Here is a 16,419-nt window from a genome sequence, read left to right as displayed (position 1 = left end):
TCGTCCGAGACATCTCGGGACCCTCCCTGGTTCGTGGGCGAGCGCTCCGATGCAAGCGGTCCACCACCGAGGCCACACGTGTTTCCAGGCCCCTGATCTGTCGACTCGGAGGGCAGGCCACGGGTTTCCATCAGCGCGCGCGTGGAAATCCGTGGCCCGCCGAACGCCCGGCGGAGGTCTCAGGGTGCGAGCCGCACGAGGTACACGCCCGTGCCCGCGGGCGATGGGACCGTGACGTCTCCGAAGCGCTGCGGATCCGTATAGGTCGCGAGCACGAAGCTCTGCCCGGTGTCACTCGCCGCGAGGCTCCTCGTCGTGCGGGGCCACTCGAACTCCGCTGCCGGCAGCTCGCGCACCCAGCGCACGTTCCCGTCCAGCCCGAGCTTCACGACGTGGTCGTGCTGGCCGTCGCCCCGCATCACGCCGTCGCCGAAGTCCCTGTTCTCCGAGCGATCGAAGTACAGGCGCAGGGCGCCATCCGCGCCGATCGCACTCGTGCGCAGGTCGCCGGAGTAGTACCGGGTCCACCGCAGCGTGCCGTCACGCTCCAGGATCCACACCTGGAAGACCTGCGAGTCCTCCACCGTCACGAACACGGCCGTGCCCAGCCCGCTCGTGTGACCGGACTGGCAGTACCCATGGCTGAGAACCTGCATCCAGCGCGGGGTGCTGTCCGGGTTCACCAGGATCGCGACGAGGCGGTCCCCGGCCATGCCGCCCGGGATGGGCTGACCGGCGAAGGTGGCATCACCCGCCACCGTCGTGCCGAGCAGCACCTCGCCGCTGGGGCCCACCGCGAGCGCATCCACCCCGTCATGGCCGCCGACGGAGTCGAACTTGCGCGCCCAGCGCAGCTGCAGGTCCGGGCCGTACTCCACGACGTAGCCCGCGCTGCCAGGGGTCTCGGGTGTGTCCGGCGTGGTGAGGGGGCCGGCGCCGAGGTCCGTGGTGCCGACGAAGGAGCCGCCCACGACGAGGTTGCCCGACGGGTCCACCGCCAGCGCGGTCGCTTCGGTGTGACCGGGCGCATCCAACCTGCGCAGCGCGAGCACGTTCCCCGCGCCGTCCACGTGCGCGAGCCAGCTGCTCCCATCCGAGAAGGAGCGGCCGCGGTAGGTGCAGGGCGCGTAGCGCGGCGCGATGGCGAGGTAGGCGCCCCCCTTCAGGTCCGCCGTGGCCTTCATCCCGCACTGCTGGTACTCGGCATCCACGGGGCCCGGGTGCGTGAGCGGACCGGGCGTGAGCGCGTAGCTCCAGCGCACCGCGCCGGAGCTCGACACGCGCGAGAGCCAGGTCGTGCTGTCGCTCCTCCCGTTCGAGGTCGTGACGAAGAGGTCCTGGGAGGCCGGGTCGAGCGACACCATCCCGGCCCTCCAGCCCGCTGCGTCCGGCATCCGCCACGCGCCCTTCACCGTGCCCGTCTCGGTCTCGCTCACCACCACGAGCTGCGGGCGCTGACTCGAGGTACCCGCCTGGCGCGAGGCCACGTCGGTGCCGTCGCTCGAGGTGGCGACGAGGAGGAAGTTGAGCTCCCCGTTGCCCTTCACCGCGGACGTCACGTCGTACTCCATCCAGCTGCCGCTGCTCACCGCGCCCTTGTCGCCGAGCGCGGCGCCGCTGGGCGCGGGCCGCGTGTTCCACGTCACCGTGGACTCGCTCCAGCCACCTGCCGTGAGGAAGAGGCGCGGCCCATCCGCCGAGCCGTCCGTCGCGTAGAGGCGCAGCGTGGCGCGCGTCACCCGGCCGCTCACGTTCGTCACGCTGAAGCGCAGCAGGCTCTCGGACTGCGGCGAGAGGTCTGCCATGAGCGTGGAGGAGGTGCCGAAGTTCGTCGTCGGAGCCCCGGCCTCCACGCGCGCATCGGCGGTCGCTCCGAACGTCGCGCTCGCGCTCAGCTCCTGCGCCTGCGGTGTCACGTCCGGTTCGGCGTCACCCGTGTCCTGCGGTCCTCCACAGTGCGTGAGCATCCCCACCGCCACCACGCCCCCCACTGCCCGCCACAGCATCCTGCGCCCCATGCCTGTCCCCCTCCGCGCAACCTGCGCCACAGGAGGAGCGCGCAGGTCCTCGGAGGTGGACGAAGCGGCGCGCGGCTCTTCACGGCGCCTGCCTGCCTTCCAGGCGGCAGGTGGTCCCACGCAGAACACGGGGCTTCCGCTGGGCGCGCCCTAGCCGATCGACCGGATGTGGAGGGTGGACTCGCGCACGAGCTCGCGCAGCGTCACCGCCCGCGCCGCGTGGTCCACCGCGTAGCGCGCCTCGTATGCGCCGAGGCGCAGTGGGAACAGCTCCGGCTCGCCCTCGTCGCCGTAGCGGCGCAGGGCGGCGAGCCCGGCCACCTCTTCCAGGTGCTGGAGCAGGCGCCGGCGCACCCCGAGCCTGCGGGAGGACGGCAGGGCCAGGAGGGAGCGCTCGGCGTCGGGGCTGATCTCGATGCGGTAGGACATGGGCGGGGCTGCGCAACGACGAGACCCCGCGACCCATCGCTCGCTCACGAAGGGCGGGGCCGCACTCGCTCGGACTGAAGTCGTGCAGCCACGCTGAATGCGAGCGCTCAGGGAGCCACGCCCACGCAGACGAAGCCGCTCCCGTCCTGCTCGCAGCGGAAGGTGGTGCGCAGGGGGCAGGGGACGGGTGGCCCCAGCGTGCAGCCCATTTGCTTGTACTGCTCCACGTAGCCCAGCAGCTGCGCGGCCTGGTCCTCGGGGAAACCCCCGATGCACTGTGTCTCGAGCGACTCGGGCGCGCGGCCCCTGCACGGGTCCGGCTCGTCCGGGTCACAGCGGCGCGCCTCGATCGCCGCGATCAGGTACGCGTGCGCGAACTGCTCGCACACGCCGGCGTCGGAGGGCCCCGCATCCGGCGCCTTGCTCGAGCCGCCACAGGCGCTCAGCAGCACCGCTGCCAGCACGGCTCCGTGCCTCACGCCCCTCGTCGCGTGCATCTCCGTCCCCGGGTGGATGGCCCCTGGGGCGGAGATGGAGGCGCGGCCGGACCCGCGCAATGCCGCTGCTCCCCGGGGGCTATGCAGGCCGTGCGGAACGCGACAGGGCGGCGGGGGCAGACGCCTTCAGCGCCGGTGCTTGCGGAAGGTGACGCGCCGGGTGTGGTGGCCGGGCGCGGCGCTCGCCGCGCCTCAGCGCCCGAGGCGCATCACCCACGCATCCCAGTCGTCGCTCGTCATCGGGCCGCTGCCGGCATCGAAGGTGCCCTCGAAGCTGCTCGCGATGAGCCAGTCCTCGCCCACGGGCGCGAGTGCGAACGGCGTGCTCCCCCGGTCCGTGCGGCACGAGGGGCGCCCCAGCTCGCGGCGGCGCTGCAGCGCACCGGAAGGCGAGAGCTCCTCCAGGACGAGCAGCTCGCAGCCCTCCGCGTGGGTGAGCCGCAGCACGCCCACCTGTCCGGCAGCGCTCACCGCCACGCGATAGTCCCCCTCGGGGACGACGTGGGCCCAGCGCAGGGCATCATCCGGTCCCACCGAGACGATGATGCCTGCGTAGCGCGCCCCGCCTGCCTCGAAGACCTGGCCGCCGAGGGTGATGCGCTCGTAGAAACCGGAGGTGGCGATGTAGCCCCCCTCGGGGGTGAGGGCGAGCTGCCCGGCTTGGACCCACGCGCGCCGCTCGCTCAGGACTTCGCCACTTCGCGACAGGACGAGGAGCTTCCCGTCATCCGTCCCCGTGTAGATGCGGTCCTGTGCATCCACCGCGAGCCCGGAGAACATGTCGCCGCCCGCGAGGCTGGTCGAGGCGTCCCGCTTCCAGAGGCGCTCGCCGCTGGCCGAGTAGCGGGTGAGGTAGCCGTTGCTGCAGCGCTCGAAGTAGCACCACGGGACCTGGGTGTTGATGATGGCCGCGTCCTCCGAATCCACGACGAGCCCGTCCACGTCACCGGTGTCCACCTGCCACTGCACCGCGCCTTCGGAGGCGACGCGGCTGAGGACGCCGTCGACGCTCACGTACACGCCGCCTTCGCGCGTGGGGGCGAGCAGGCACTGGTAGATCCCCACGCCGCGAGCGGGCAGCGGGAAGGTGCCCAGCAGCTGCCCCTGCGCGTCGAGCTTGTGCAGCGCAGGGTGGAAGTCACCGTCCACCACGACCACCCAGGTGAGGCCCGCGCCGTCTGCCGTCACGCTGCAAGCCCAATCGGTGCCGGGTCGCGGGGTGTGCTGCACCCAGCGCGCGGTGAAGCTCTCGGGCTCCGGCGCGCCACAGGCCGCGACCGCGCCGCGGTCCTGGCACTCCTGGCCCTCGGCGCAGGAGCCGCAGCTCAGCGTGCCTCCACAGCCGTCCTGCGCGTCGCCACAGCTGCGCTGCAGCTCGGCGCAGGTGCGGGGGATGCACGCGTTCGACGTGAGGTCCGGAGGCCTGGCGGGCGGCGACTCCTCCACGGGCGCGGGCTCGTACGTCCCCCCGCCGCACGCGAGCGCCAGACCTGCGAGCCCCACCCAAAACCATGTCCTCGCGTGACCCTGCTGCGGCCGCACGCCCTCACTCCTCGTCCCGATGGTCATCCCCGTCCCCGTCCCGGCAGCCCCGAGTGCGCAGGTGGGGACCCGGCGGCGCGGGCGCAACGACTCCCCCTGCGCGCCGTGTCGAGACCGTGCGGAACGCGACAGGCGTGCGGGCGAGCCTTAGGGATGCGGCGTCAGGTGGAAGAGCCCGTCGAGTTGCGCAGAGAGCAGCGCCTCGCCGCCCGGGGGCAGCAGTGTGAGCCCGGTGGTGCAGGAGTTCTGTGCCTCCGCGTCGCCTCGCTCCTGCGCCTCGCTCCACACGTAGGCGCCGTCCTCCACGCGGTAGCGCGCGACCACCAGGTTGGCCACCCGTTCACCGCCGCGCGGGCCTCCGCCGAGGTCCACGGGATGGAAGGTGCGCCCTGCGAAGGTGAGCAGCTCCGAGCCCCGGGCATCGAGCACCTTGCAGACGTCCACGCCCGGCGTGAGCCGCGCCCAGCGCTCCTCGCCGCCCGGACCGAAGGCGAGCAGCAGGCTCCCGTCCATGTTCTCCTCGACGCGCATCGAGCGCCCCGCCCACTGCAGCGTCCCCCGCCCCTGCATGGAGCCCTCTGCCACCAGCGTGCCGTCCCCGGCCCGCGTGAGGCCCTCGAGTGTCATCTGCGCCCCCACCGAGCGCCGCTCCCACGCCACGCGCCCGTCTGCGCCCAGGTGCACCAGCTCGGGGTCGTAGCGGTTCTCGTTGCCGAGGTAGCCCACCGCCCACACGCGTCCGTCCTCCGCCACCGCCACGCTGCGCCCGAAGGCGTCGCGCGTCCCGCGGTAGGTGTGCGCGGTCTGAAGCGCCCCGTCCGCGCCGAAGCGCGCCACGTAGCCGCGCACCTCGTAGGGCCCGAAGTCGTCCGCCGCGCCCAGCTGCGCGCTCGCGCCCGCGAAGGTCCCCGAGAGCGCGATGAAGGGGCCGGCCACCGCGAGATCCACCGCCTCCACCGTCTGCTCTGCGCGCAGCTCGCGCGCCCACAGCCAGGCACCCGCGGGCGTGAGGCGCGCGACCACGACGGTCTCGAACGGCATCTCCTCGTGTCCGCCCGTGCGGCCCTCGAAGGTGCCTGCCGGCGTAACCAGGCGCCCCTGGAAGCTCGCCGCGAGGGCCACGTGACCGTCGGGCCAGGCGGCGATGCGGTAGGTGCGCGGCTCGAAGCCCTCCTCGCAGCCCGCGATGCAGCCTCCCGAAGGCAGACCCTCCGTCCACAGCACCTGGCGCTGCGCATCCAGCTTCAGCAGCGCGTGCTGCGACTGCCCACTCCCGTCGTCCGGTAGCGCCGTGCCCTGGAAGCGTGCGGGGCCGGGCGGGTAGCGCACGAGCACGTAGGTGTTGCCGAGTGCATCGGCCTCAACCGCCATCGCCTGCACCGGGCCCTCGAAGGGGAGGTGCTCGAGCGTAGCTCCGCGCTCGGTGGCGCCTGCATCCGGAGCGCCCGCATCCGGCGCGCCTGCGTCCGGGCTGCCGGCGTCGATGTCACCGGCATCGGGGAGTCCCGCGTCGGGCCGCCCTGCATCCGGCTGTCCGGCATCGGGCCGCCCCGCGTCCGGGACGCTGCCGTCGGGCCGTCCCGCATCCGGCGCGCCCGCGTCGGGCGGCCCGGGCTGCTCGACGGGTGGGGAGGGCGGTGCGTCGTCCCCACTGCAGGCGCTCAAGGCGAGCAGCGCCGCCAATGCCCAGGCTCCCTGTCCCCTCATGTCCCCTCCCGACCTGGCAGCCCGCAGTGAAGTTGGGGCTCGCAGTCCGTAGCGGCCCGCGGCGCAGGCGGCGCCCGCTCGATGAGCAAGCGGCCCGCGCGTGGAGTGCCTCCTCAGTGCAGCTGCAGCAGGAGCAGCGGCGAGGGCTCGAGGCTCTTGCCATCCAGTTGCATCGGGCTGTCCAGCGCCGCACCCACCACCACCGAGCCTCCGGGCTGGGTGTCCAGCACGAGCGGGCGCAGCTCGGAGTCGCGGAAGTAGCGCGACCAGCGCAGCTGCCCGGAGCTCGAGTAGCTCGCGAGGAAGCTGCTCGTGGCGGACTGCGGGTAGCGGTCAAGGTCTCCCAGCACCGTCGCGTTGCCCGCGCCGTCCGCCGCGAGTCGGAAGATGTGGCCCGAGTTCATGTCGGAGAAGTCGTTCACCCACAGCTCGCGTCCCTGCGCGCTGAAGGCGCCCACCATGACGTCCGCCTGGCCCATATAGCCCTCCTCGGGGTTCACGTTGGACACCTCGCGGCCGGCGAAGCGGAAGCGGCCGAAGAAGTAGCCGCCGAACAGCACGCGGTCCTCGCGCCCCGCGGCCACCGTGTTCACCTGGCCGAACACGCCGTCGATGCGCCGGTACCACTGCAGCGTGCCCCCGGCGCTGTAGCGCGCGACGAAGGGCGTCTCGGGACCCGCGGCGCCCAGCACGTTACCGCCGCCGCCGAGCCGCCCGCCCAGCAGCACGCGGCCCTGCGAGTCTGCGGCCACCGCGAGCCCCAGCGTGTCCGTGGCGGTGTCCCCCGGCGGCAGCGTGGTGGACCAGGCGTGGGTGCCGTCCCAGTTGAACTTCGCGAGGAAGAGTCCCTCCACGCTCTCGGTGGAGTCGTAGCCGCCGCGCAGCTCGCCGCCGCCCAGGTCCACGAGGCCGGTGAGGGCGCCGGTCACGATGAGGCTGCCCGTGCCATCGGTCGCCACGTCCATCGGGGTGAGGCTGCCGGGGCGCGGGCCGTCCGCGAACTCGTCGTGCGCGAGGAAGCCGCGGCTCCACACGTGGTGCCCGTCCGGCCCGAACTTGGCGATGAAGAGACCGCGCCTCGAGTCGGCGCTGGGCAGTGGGCCGCCGCCGAGGTCCGGCGCGCCGTGGTAGTAGCCCGCGGTGAGGATGTTGCCCTCGCGCGTGACTGCCACCGCTGCGGCCCGCACGTCGTCGATGCCGTACCCCGTGAGCGCGCGGCTCCAGAGCAGGGCCCCGCTCGCGTCGTAGCGCGCGAGCACGAGCGGCGCGATGCCCTGCCACACCGGGCCTCCCACGCTGCCGTTCTCACCCCACGCGAGCACCACCGAGCCGCCCTGCCGGTCCGTCGCGAGGTCCAGCACACCCAGGCGCCCGCTGCCGTATGCGTGGTGCCAGCCGAGGGTGCCGGGCGCAGCGGTCCCGCCGCCACCACCGCTGCCCGCGTCGGGAGTGCCGCCACCGCCGCCGCTGCCCGCGTCCGGCGCGCCACCACCGCCGGTGCCGCCATCGACCGTGCCGCCGCCACCGCCGCCGGTGCCAGCGTCCGGCTTGCTGCCTCCGCCACCACCGGTGCCGGGGCCTGCGTCAGGAGTGCCGCCGCCGTCGGGGCGTCCCGCATCCGGAGTGCCTGCGTCCGGGAGCCCCGGCTGCTGGACCAGCGGCGGCGTGGGCTCCGGTTCGTCCGTGCCGCTCCCGCACGCCGCAAGCCACAGCACGGCCCCGAGCCACCATGCACTCCGTCCGCTCATGTTCCCCCTCCGCGAATCCGTCGCTGGGGAACATGGGCGTTGGACCCAGGTGCGAACAGCCGTGCATCCCCGCGAAGCGGGCGGGCTGGCTGGAGGGCAGGGCGGCGGGCGAGGACTCAGCGCGGGTGCGCGAGCGAGATGGCGGCGAGCACCAGCTCGTCCAGCTCGAAGGGCTTGTCGAGCACGCACGCGGCGCCGAGGCGCTCGGCCTCGGCGTGGGTCGCGAGGTCGCCGAAGGCGGTGATGAGGATGACGGGGGTGCTCCAGTCGTTGCGGCGCAGGCGCGCGAGCACCTCGAGCCCGCTGCAGCCCGGCATGCGCACGTCGGTGACGATGAGGTCCGGCCCGCGCGCATCGCCTTCCGCGAGCATCCCCTGCACCAGCCGGTCGATGAGCTCGGTGCCGCTCGCGGCCTCCACCACCTCGTAGCCCTCGCGCCGCAGCACCTCGCACATCAGCACGCGCATCTCGCGCTGGTCCTCCGCCACCAGCACCCGCACCGGGTGCTCGCGCGCAGTGCCCTGATGCCCCGTCCCCATCACTGTCGCTGCCGCTGCCCTGTTCACCGGCGCCATGTCCTGCGGTCCTCTGGGGCCGGAGAGCGCTGCATCCGGGAGGGCCCTGCGCCCGGACGAGGAGAGGCTTTGCACCAGGCGCGCCAGCTCGGGCGGCTCCGGCGTGGGAGGTGGCGGCGGGACGCTCCACGCGGAGGGAGCGCCCGGCCACGCGCGCCAGTGATGTCCGCGCCTACAGGTCATGGACACCTCCGCGCGCCGCGCCCAGCACGTGGCGCGCGACGGTGGCGTAGTCGCCCTCGAAGTGGTGGCCGCCGGGCAGCTCCGTCACGCTCGCGCCGGCGCGCCCCTGCAGCAGAGGGCAGAGGCTGTCCGCCTTCTCCTCGTCGCCGTACACGCAGAGCACCGGGGTGGTCGCGGGGAGGCGCGCGAGCTCGGGGAGGATGGGGTGCACGTCGCGGCCGCTCGCGCCGAGCAGGTCCATCACGTGCACCTCGTACTCCGCCTCCTGCCCGGGGCCGAGCAGGGCGAGCAGCGCTACGCGCGCGCGCATCGCCGGCGGCAGGCGCGCGGTGATGCCCGGCAGCACGTCCGCGCCGCGCGAGTAGCCCACCAGCACGAGCCGCTTCGCGCCCCACGCCTGCGCGTAGTGCGCGAGCGCGCGCCCCATCGCGTCCGCCGCCTCCTCGGGGCTGCGCTTGCGCCAGAAGTAGCGCAGCGAGTCCCAGCCCAGCACGTTGAAGCCCTGCGCGTTGAAGGCCTGCGCGAGCTCGCGGTCGATGCCCGCCCAGCCTCCGTCTCCGCTCACCAGCAGCACCAGCGCGTCCCCCGTGGGGTGCGCCGCAGGCGCGAGCACCAGCGGCAGCCCGTCCACCGGAGCGAGCGGCGCCCCCGCCTGCGCCGGCGCACCGGGCGCAGGCGGCGTCACCACCGGGGGCGGAGCCGCGGCCGCGGCCTCGGTGTCGTGCAGCAGCGCCGCCAGCGCCGCGCTCGCCGCCTCGGGCAGGGGCCCGCTGACGGGCGCGAGCAGGCGCGCCCCGGGCACCGCGCTCACGAAGTCCTCCAGCGGCGCGTCCGGCGCGGCGCGCGGCAGCACGCGCCAGGGGGCGGGCAGGCGGTGCGCGGGGCGCAGCAGCTCGTGCGTGCCGTCCGCGGTGCGCTCGCGCACCAGGCCCGAGCCCACGCACAGGCCGCGCGCGAGCGCGAGGCGCGGGAGGAAGCCCACGCTGAGCGCGCCGCGGAACGCGCCCGGCGGCGCCTGCGCGAGCGAGGCGTACGCGAGCCCCGCGCCCTCCTGCCCCATGCCCACCACCACCGGGTGCAGGTACTCGGGCAGCTCCAGCTGCTTCTGCGCCGCCTGCGCGAGTACCTCCACGTCCCCGGCCGGGTATACGCAGTGCCCGTCCTTCTTCACCGAGGCCACGTAGGCGCGCGCGTCCGCCTCGAGCACCAGCGTGCCGCCGCGCGCGAGCGCCTCGCCCAGGGCCGCGCCCTCGCCCCCCTTGTCCCCCGCGTGGTCCACCAGCAGCACCGCGGCGGAGGTGGGGGCCCCCTCGGGCCGGTACACCTGCACGCGCCCGAGGCGGCCGGCCTTGAAGCTCGGGGGCAGGGGCTTGGGCGCGGGGCCGGCGAGGGCCGGGAGCGCGAGCAGCAGCGTGGCCGTGAGGAGTGCGCGCTTCATCGCGCCACCACGCCGCTGAGGCCGCGGCTCACCAGCGCCGCGACGTGGGTGAGCACCCGCGGGAGCGCGAGCGCCCCCGGGTAGGCGAGGTAGCGTGGCGTCCACACGGGGTCGAACTTCTCCTTGTACTGGCGCAGGCCCTGGAAGTTGTAGAAGTGCTCGCCGTGCTGGAAGAGCAGGTTGCCCAGCCGGTGCCACAGGGGCGCGAGCGCGTGGCCCTCGAGGCCGCTGAAGGGCGCCATGCCCAGGTTGAAGCGCGCGTAGCCCTGCGCGCGCCCCCACAGCATCAGCTCCACGAAGAGGAACTCCATGCAGCCGCGCGGCGCGTGGGGCAGGTGGCGCATCAGGTCCACGCTCAGCTCGCCGCGCTCCGCCGGGGCCCACACGTTGGCGAAGGCGACGAGCTCGCCGTCCTTGCGCGCCACGGCCACGGGCCCCTCCGCGAGGTAGCGCGGGCAGAAGTAGCCGAGGCTGAAGCCCTTCTCGCGCGTACGCTGCCCGCACAGCCACGCGTCGCTCACGCGCTGCAGCGCAGGCAGCAGCGCGGGCACGCCCTCGCGCGGGACGAGCTCGAAGCGGAGCCCCTCGCGCTCCATCTTGCGGTGCGCGGTGCGCAGCGCGCGGCGCGAGGGGCCCTCGAGAGAGAAGTCCGCGAGCGGCACCACCGCCTCCTCGCCCAGCTTGAGCAGCGAGAGGCCCAGGTCCAGGTAGCGCGGCAGCGCGCGCGGGCCCACCTGGTAGAAGCAGCACCAGCCGTGGTGGCGGTCCACCTCCTCGCGAAAGCGCCACGCGAGCTGCGTGGCCGCGGCGTCCGGGCCCACCGGGTCTCCCATCGCCACCCAGCTGCGCCCCTCCACGCCGTACATGAGCAGCGCCTCGTCGCGCTCGCCGAAGAGCAGCGCCTTGTCCCCCACCAGCGCGAGGTGCGCCGCCGCCTCACCCGCGCGCGCCACCAGGGGCCGCGCGCGCGCGAGCGCCGCCGCGTCCGGCAGTTGCACGCGCGCGGGCGCCGGCTGCAAGAGCTGCCACATCCCGAAGAGGAAGCCCGCGCCGAGCACGCCCACGCTCGCGCGCAGGGAGCGCGGCGCGTCCGAGAGCAGCGCGAAGTGCCACCACAGCTCGTGCCCGTACTCCACGTGCCGGAAGCAGAAGAGGCTCAGGCCCACGCTCGCGCCCACCACCAGCGCCACGGCGAGCGCCCAGCCCGGCCGCAGCCGCTCCGCCCAGAGGCTGGTCTGGCGGTGGAAGCTGCGGTGGAAGGGGGCGAGCGCGAGCGCGAGCGCGAAGAGCAGGCTCGCCTCCTCGTAGTCGAAGCCCTTGGCGAGGCTGAGCACGCCGCCGGCCACCAGCAGCCCGAGCGCGAGCGCCCACGCGCCGTCGAGCCGCCGGTACAGCGCGCGCGCGAGCAGGAGCAGCGCGAGCCCCACGAGGCTGCCCAGCACGTGGCTCGCCTCGAGCACCGCGAGCGGCACGCGCTGCTCGAGGACCTGCAGGCGCGCGTGCACCGCGGGCGTCGCGCCGCTGAAGAGCAGCACCGCGCCGCCGAGGAAGGCCGCGAGCGCCGCGAGCGTGGGCACCAGCGGGGCGACGGCCGCGTGCACCCGGGCGAGCGTGCGCGAGAGCAGCGTGCGCCCCTCCAGCGCCTCGTGCCCCGCGAGCAGCGCGCTCGCCGCCGCGAAGGGCAGCACGTAGTAGACGAGCCGGTACACCACCAGCGTGCCCAGCACCGCGGGCGCCCCGAGCCGCGGCGCGAGCGCGGCGAGCACCACGCTCTCGAAGACGCCCAGGCCCCCGGGCACCTGGCTCAGGAGCCCCGCGAGCTGCGCGACGATGAAGAGCGAGAGCAGCGCCGCGAGCGAGAGCCCCGCCTCGGGCGGCAGCAGCGCGCGCAGCACCGCGGCCGCGAGCACCCAGTCCGCGCTCGCCACCGCCACCTGCGCGAGCGCGAGCGGCAGCGAGGGCAGCAAGAGCGCGTGCCCGCGAAGCTCGAGCGGCCGCGGCAGCAGCGCGCTCGCCGCGAGGTAGGCGAGGAGCAGCGCGGCGAGCCCCACCCCCACTGCGCGCAGCAGCGCAGGGGTGAGGGCGGCGAAGGGCAGGGCGGGCGCGGCGCCGGAGAGCAGCGCCCAGGCGCCGGTGGCGAGCACGCCCACCCAGAAGGTGAGGCTGCAGAAGGCGACGATGCCCGCCACCTGCCGGCTCTTGAGCCCCCACGCCGAGTAGAAGCGGTAGCGCAGCGAGCCGCCGCTCAGCCAGGCCATTCCCACGCTGTGGCCGAAGGCGTAGGCGAGGAAGGAGGCGAGCGCCACCCGGCGGTAGCGCAGCCGGCGCCCGAGGTTCGCGAGCGCCAGCACGTCGTAGCCGGTGAGCAGCAGGTAGTTGAGCGCGGTGAGGCCCAGGGCGAGCCCGAGCGCCGGCGGGCCGATGCGCCCCATCGCCTCGCGCACCGCGTCCACCGGCAGCTGGGCGAGCTCCCGGTGCAGCGCCCGCGCGGCGAGCCCGAGCAGCCCGAGCGGAATCAGCGCCAGCGCGAGCCGCAGGAGGCGCGGTCGCGGGGGCGACGAGGCCGGCAGGGGGGCGGCGCTGAGCGCGGACATGCCCCTTGCGGGAGCATCCCCCGTGCCACGCTCCCCTCTCCCCCTGGGAGAGGGTCAGGGTGAGGGACGCAGGTTTTCTCCCTGTGAAATCCCCGGCCCACACGACGGGGCACCTTGCCCCGTCGGCGCTTTGCCCCGCGCTCACGCCTTCTCTTCAGGCCTTCTCATTGATGCCCCAGGCCTCGAGCTTGCGGTAGAGCGTCTTGCGGTCGATGCCGAGGGTGCGCGCGGCGAGGATGCGGCTGCCGCCCACGGCGTCCAGCACGCGCAGCACGTAGCGGCGCTCCAGCTCGGCGAGCGGGATGAGCTCCTGGGGGCTCGCGCCCTCGGGCAGCACCTGGCTGGGGCGGTAGCTCTGGATGCGCTCGGGCAGGTCCTCCACGGCGAGCTGCTCGTAGCGGGTGAGGGCCACCGCGCGCTCGATGCAGTTCTGCAGCTCGCGCACGTTGCCGGGCCAGGCGTAGGCGAGCAGGCGCTGGGCGGCCTCGGGGGACAGGCCCGTCACGCTCTTGCCGCTGCGCTGGGCGAAGTGCTCGATGAAGCGCTGGGCGAGCAGCAGCACGTCGTTGCCCCGCGCGCGCAAGGGGGGCAGCGTGATGCCGATGACGTTGATGCGGAAGTAGAGGTCCTCGCGAAAGCGCCCCTCCTCCACCATCAGCTCGAGGTCGCGGTTGGTCGCCGCCACCACGCGCGCGTCGAAGGCCACCTCGCTGCTGCCGCCCACCGGGCGCACGCGCCGCTCCTGCAGCGCACGCAGCAGCTTCGGCTGCAGGCCCAGCGGCAGCTCGCCGATTTCATCCAGGAACAGCGTCCCGCCGCTCGCCTGCACGAAGAGGCCGGTGTGCGCGCTCTTCGCGTCGGTGAAGGCGCCCTTGGTGTGGCCGAACAGCTCGCTCTCCAGCAGGGCCTCGGGCATGGCGGCGCAGTTGAGCGCGATGAAGGGCCCCTCGCGCCGGCGCCCGCTGCGCTCGTGCAGCGCGCGCGCCGCCACCTCCTTGCCGGTGCCGCTCTCGCCGCTGATGAGCACGGTGGCCTCCGCGTCCGCCACCCGGTCGATGAGCTCGTACGCCTTGCGCAGCGCGGGGCTGTCGCCCACCAGCGTGCCCGCGGCGCCGCCCCCGTCCAGCGTGCCCACCTGGCGCCGCAGCCGCTTCACCTCGGCGCGAAGCGAGCGGTGCTGCACCGCGCGGGTGAGCACCAGCGCGAGCCCGTCCAGCTCGAAGGGCTTGGTGACGAAGTCGTAGGCGCCCACGCGGATGGCCGCCACGGCCGTCTCCATGCTGCCGAACGCCGTCACCACCACCACGGGGATGTCCGGGCGGTTGAGCACGATGCGCTCGCACAGCTCCAGGCCGCCCATGTCCGGCATGCGCAGGTCGGTGAGCACCACGTCCACGTCCTCGTGCTCCAGGTGCGCGAGCGCGTCCGCGGCGCTGGCGTGCAGCGAGGGCTCGAAGCCGCGCCGGCGCAGCCCTGCCTCCAGCAGCGCGCGCATCTCCGCGTCGTCCTCCACCACCAGGATGCGTCCAGCCATCGTGAACCCCTAGGCCCCTGAACCCGCCTCGCGGGCAGCTGCATTTCCGACCGCGCCCCCGCGCGGCAGGTAGACGTGGAAGCGGGTGCCGCCGTCGTTCACGGCGCTCTCCACCTCGATGAAGCCCCCGTGGTCCTGCACCAGGCCGTAGCTCACGCTGAGCCCCAGGCCCGTGCCCTCGCCCACGTCCTTGGTGGTGAAGAAGGGCTCGAAGATGTGGGGCAGCACGTCGGCGGGGATGCCCGGCCCCTCGTCCTCCACGCTCAGGCACACCCAGTCGAGCGCCGGGCCGTCGGGGGTCTCGGGCAGGGGGCGGTGCTGCTCGCGCACCCGCACGCGCACGCAGCCCGGCCGGTGCATCGCCTGCACGCCGTTCATCACCAGGTTGGTGAGCACCTGCTGCAGCTGCGGCGCGTCCACCTCCAGGGTGAGCCCCGGCGGGCAGTCCACCTCCAGGCGCACGCTGCGCTTCTGGGCGAGCGGCCGCAGCAGCTCGAGCGTGCGGCCCACCAGCGCGTGCGCGTCGTGCGCCACGCGCTCCGGGGCGCGGCGGCGCGCGAAGTCCAGCAGCTGGCGGATGATGCGCGTCATGCTGCTCGCCTGCTCGGAGATGATGCGCGCGCTGCCCTGCGCCTCCTCGCCCTGCACCTCGCCGCTCATCAGCATGCGCGCGCGGCCCTGCACGACGTTGAGCGGCGTGCCCAGCTCGTGCGCCACGCCGCTCGCGAGCTTGCCCACGGTGGTGAGCCGGTCCGCGTGCCGCAGGTGCTCGAGCGTGGTGAGGCGCGCCGCCGTCTCGTTCGCCAGCCGCTCGCGCGCCTCCCGCAGGCTCTCGCCCATGCCGTTCATCGCGCGCGCGAGCGCGTCCAGCTCGTCGCTCTCGCCCGCGGGCACGCGCGCGGAGAGGTCTCCCTGGGCAATCCGGTGCGCCATGTCCACCAGCCGCTCCACCGGCTCGCCCACGAGCCTGCGGCCCAGCGCCATGGAGGCGAGCCAGAACACGATGGCGATGCACCCGGTGGCGAGCGCCGTGCCCCACAGCGTGCGCCACAGGTGCGCGCGCTCGCGCACGAGGCTCTCGCTCAGCTCCAGCGCGCCGAGCCGGCCCAGCGGCCCGCCCACGCGCACCGGCACGTAGGTGACGAGCCGCGGCGGGCTGTGGCGCTCGTCCACCTGGTTCCAGCCGATGCTGCTGTCGAAGGGGGCGGCGGGCGGCGGCAGGCGCGGCGTGTCCAGCAGGTCCGCCGGGCCCTCCAGCCACACCCAGCGCAGCCGCAGGTCGCGCTGGGCGCCGTTCGCCTGCGCGAGCAGCGCGCGCGCCTCCTGCTCGCCGTCGCGCTGCCAGGCCTGCACGAAGGAGGCGCCCAGGGTGCGCCCCACGAGCCAGTGCTGGTGCTGCATGTCCTGGCGCGCGAGCGTGAGCTCGCGCTGCACCTCCACCGCCTCGAGCGCCGCGATGACGAGCACCGCGAGCAGCACCAGGGCGAGCACGATGCGGCGGGCCAGCTTCAACGCTCGGGGCTCCTTGGGACGCGGCGCAGCGGGGAGGCGTCCAGAGTGGGCGCGCGCGGGCGAAGGTGCAAGCGGGAGGGAGAAGGGCGCAGCTCCCTCCCGCTCGCGAGGGCCCCCGGGGCAAGAGAGAGACGGGGACCCACAAAGGAGAAGCGGGGTGCGCGGCCCTCCCGGGGAGGGGGAGGCGGGAGGGCGCGCGCCGCCCTGACAGCGAGGACTGCTCCCGCTGCGCTCTTCAGCGAGGCAGCGGGGCGGGGGGGGAGGGACACCCCCACCCGCGTCACCCGACTACTTCGCGGGCGCCGCGGCCTTGTCGGCCGAGGGGGCCGGCTTGGCGGCGTGCTTCGCGCTCTTCTTGTGCGTCTTGGTCGCGGCGGGCTTGGCGGCCGGGGTGGTGGCGGCCGGCTCCGCGGCGAGCGCGGTCAGGGAGAGGAGGGAGGCGGCGACGGCGGCGAGAACGGGGGTGCGCTTCATGGGGCTTCTCCAGGGAGGGCGGGCCCGCGGGGATGCGGGCACCGGCTGCCGGGGACATGAGCACCCGCCGTGCCAGGCCCCCGAGGGGCGCAAGTGGCCGGAATCTCAGGCGAAAGGGGAGGGGGCAGAGTGCCCCATTGACAGAGCGCCCCACGGGGCGCCCCCCCA

12 protein-coding genes are annotated in these 16,419 nt (G+C 74.6%); all 12 read right to left on the bottom strand.

The annotated features are described in order from the left end of the window. Window positions 1–179: 179 nt before the first annotated feature. The gene (locus FGE12_RS26470) at window positions 180–2,006 is read right to left on the bottom strand and encodes a DNRLRE domain-containing protein (RefSeq protein WP_194798302.1); all 1,827 of its coding nucleotides are present in this window, start codon (window positions 2,004–2,006) and stop codon (window positions 180–182) included. 162 nt (window positions 2,007–2,168) lie between these two features. Next, window positions 2,169–2,447, bottom strand: coding sequence for a hypothetical protein (locus FGE12_RS26465; RefSeq protein WP_153869401.1), 279 nt, complete (start codon window positions 2,445–2,447; stop codon window positions 2,169–2,171). Window positions 2,448–2,554: 107 nt separating this feature from the next. Beyond that, the gene (locus FGE12_RS26460) at window positions 2,555–2,926 is read right to left on the bottom strand and encodes a hypothetical protein (protein ID WP_153869400.1); all 372 of its coding nucleotides are present in this window, start codon (window positions 2,924–2,926) and stop codon (window positions 2,555–2,557) included. 210 nt (window positions 2,927–3,136) lie between these two features. After that, the gene (locus FGE12_RS26455) at window positions 3,137–4,447 is read right to left on the bottom strand and encodes a PQQ-binding-like beta-propeller repeat protein (protein ID WP_153869399.1); all 1,311 of its coding nucleotides are present in this window, start codon (window positions 4,445–4,447) and stop codon (window positions 3,137–3,139) included. A gap of 186 nt (window positions 4,448–4,633) precedes the next feature. Continuing rightward, the gene (locus tag FGE12_RS26450) at window positions 4,634–6,193 is read right to left on the bottom strand and encodes a hypothetical protein (protein WP_153869398.1); all 1,560 of its coding nucleotides are present in this window, start codon (window positions 6,191–6,193) and stop codon (window positions 4,634–4,636) included. Between the two features lie 113 nt (window positions 6,194–6,306). Then, complete coding sequence (locus tag FGE12_RS26445; RefSeq protein ID WP_153869397.1) at window positions 6,307–7,941, bottom strand: hypothetical protein; 1,635 nt, start codon at window positions 7,939–7,941, stop codon at window positions 6,307–6,309. Between the two features lie 116 nt (window positions 7,942–8,057). After that, window positions 8,058–8,480, bottom strand: coding sequence for a response regulator (locus tag FGE12_RS26440; RefSeq protein WP_228531121.1), 423 nt, complete (start codon window positions 8,478–8,480; stop codon window positions 8,058–8,060). 208 nt (window positions 8,481–8,688) lie between these two features. Next, window positions 8,689–10,137: an AcvB/VirJ family lysyl-phosphatidylglycerol hydrolase gene (locus tag FGE12_RS26435; RefSeq protein ID WP_153869395.1), complete on the bottom strand. Its 1,449-nt coding sequence runs from the start codon at window positions 10,135–10,137 to the stop codon at window positions 8,689–8,691. After that, window positions 10,134–12,731: a bifunctional lysylphosphatidylglycerol flippase/synthetase MprF gene (mprF, locus tag FGE12_RS26430; RefSeq protein WP_153869394.1), complete on the bottom strand. Its 2,598-nt coding sequence runs from the start codon at window positions 12,729–12,731 to the stop codon at window positions 10,134–10,136. The genes FGE12_RS26435 and mprF overlap by 4 nt, the downstream gene beginning before the upstream one ends. A 154-nt stretch (window positions 12,732–12,885) precedes the next feature. Continuing rightward, window positions 12,886–14,265 carry a sigma-54 dependent transcriptional regulator gene (locus tag FGE12_RS26425; RefSeq protein ID WP_153869393.1) on the bottom strand — a complete coding sequence of 460 codons (1,380 nt, stop codon included), beginning with the start codon at window positions 14,263–14,265 and terminating at the stop codon, window positions 12,886–12,888. A 9-nt stretch (window positions 14,266–14,274) separates the two neighbouring features. Beyond that, window positions 14,275–15,777, bottom strand: a complete 1,503-nt coding sequence (locus tag FGE12_RS26420; RefSeq protein ID WP_153869392.1) for a sensor histidine kinase — start codon at window positions 15,775–15,777, stop codon at window positions 14,275–14,277. A 288-nt stretch (window positions 15,778–16,065) separates the two neighbouring features. Then, the gene (locus FGE12_RS26415; protein ID WP_153869391.1) at window positions 16,066–16,251 is read right to left on the bottom strand and encodes a hypothetical protein; all 186 of its coding nucleotides are present in this window, start codon (window positions 16,249–16,251) and stop codon (window positions 16,066–16,068) included. Window positions 16,252–16,419: the final 168 nt, after the last annotated feature.

The organism is Aggregicoccus sp. 17bor-14, from assembly GCF_009659535.1.
Lineage (GTDB): Bacteria > Myxococcota > Myxococcia > Myxococcales > Myxococcaceae > Aggregicoccus.
This window is presented reverse-complemented; position numbering and strand designations above follow the sequence as displayed.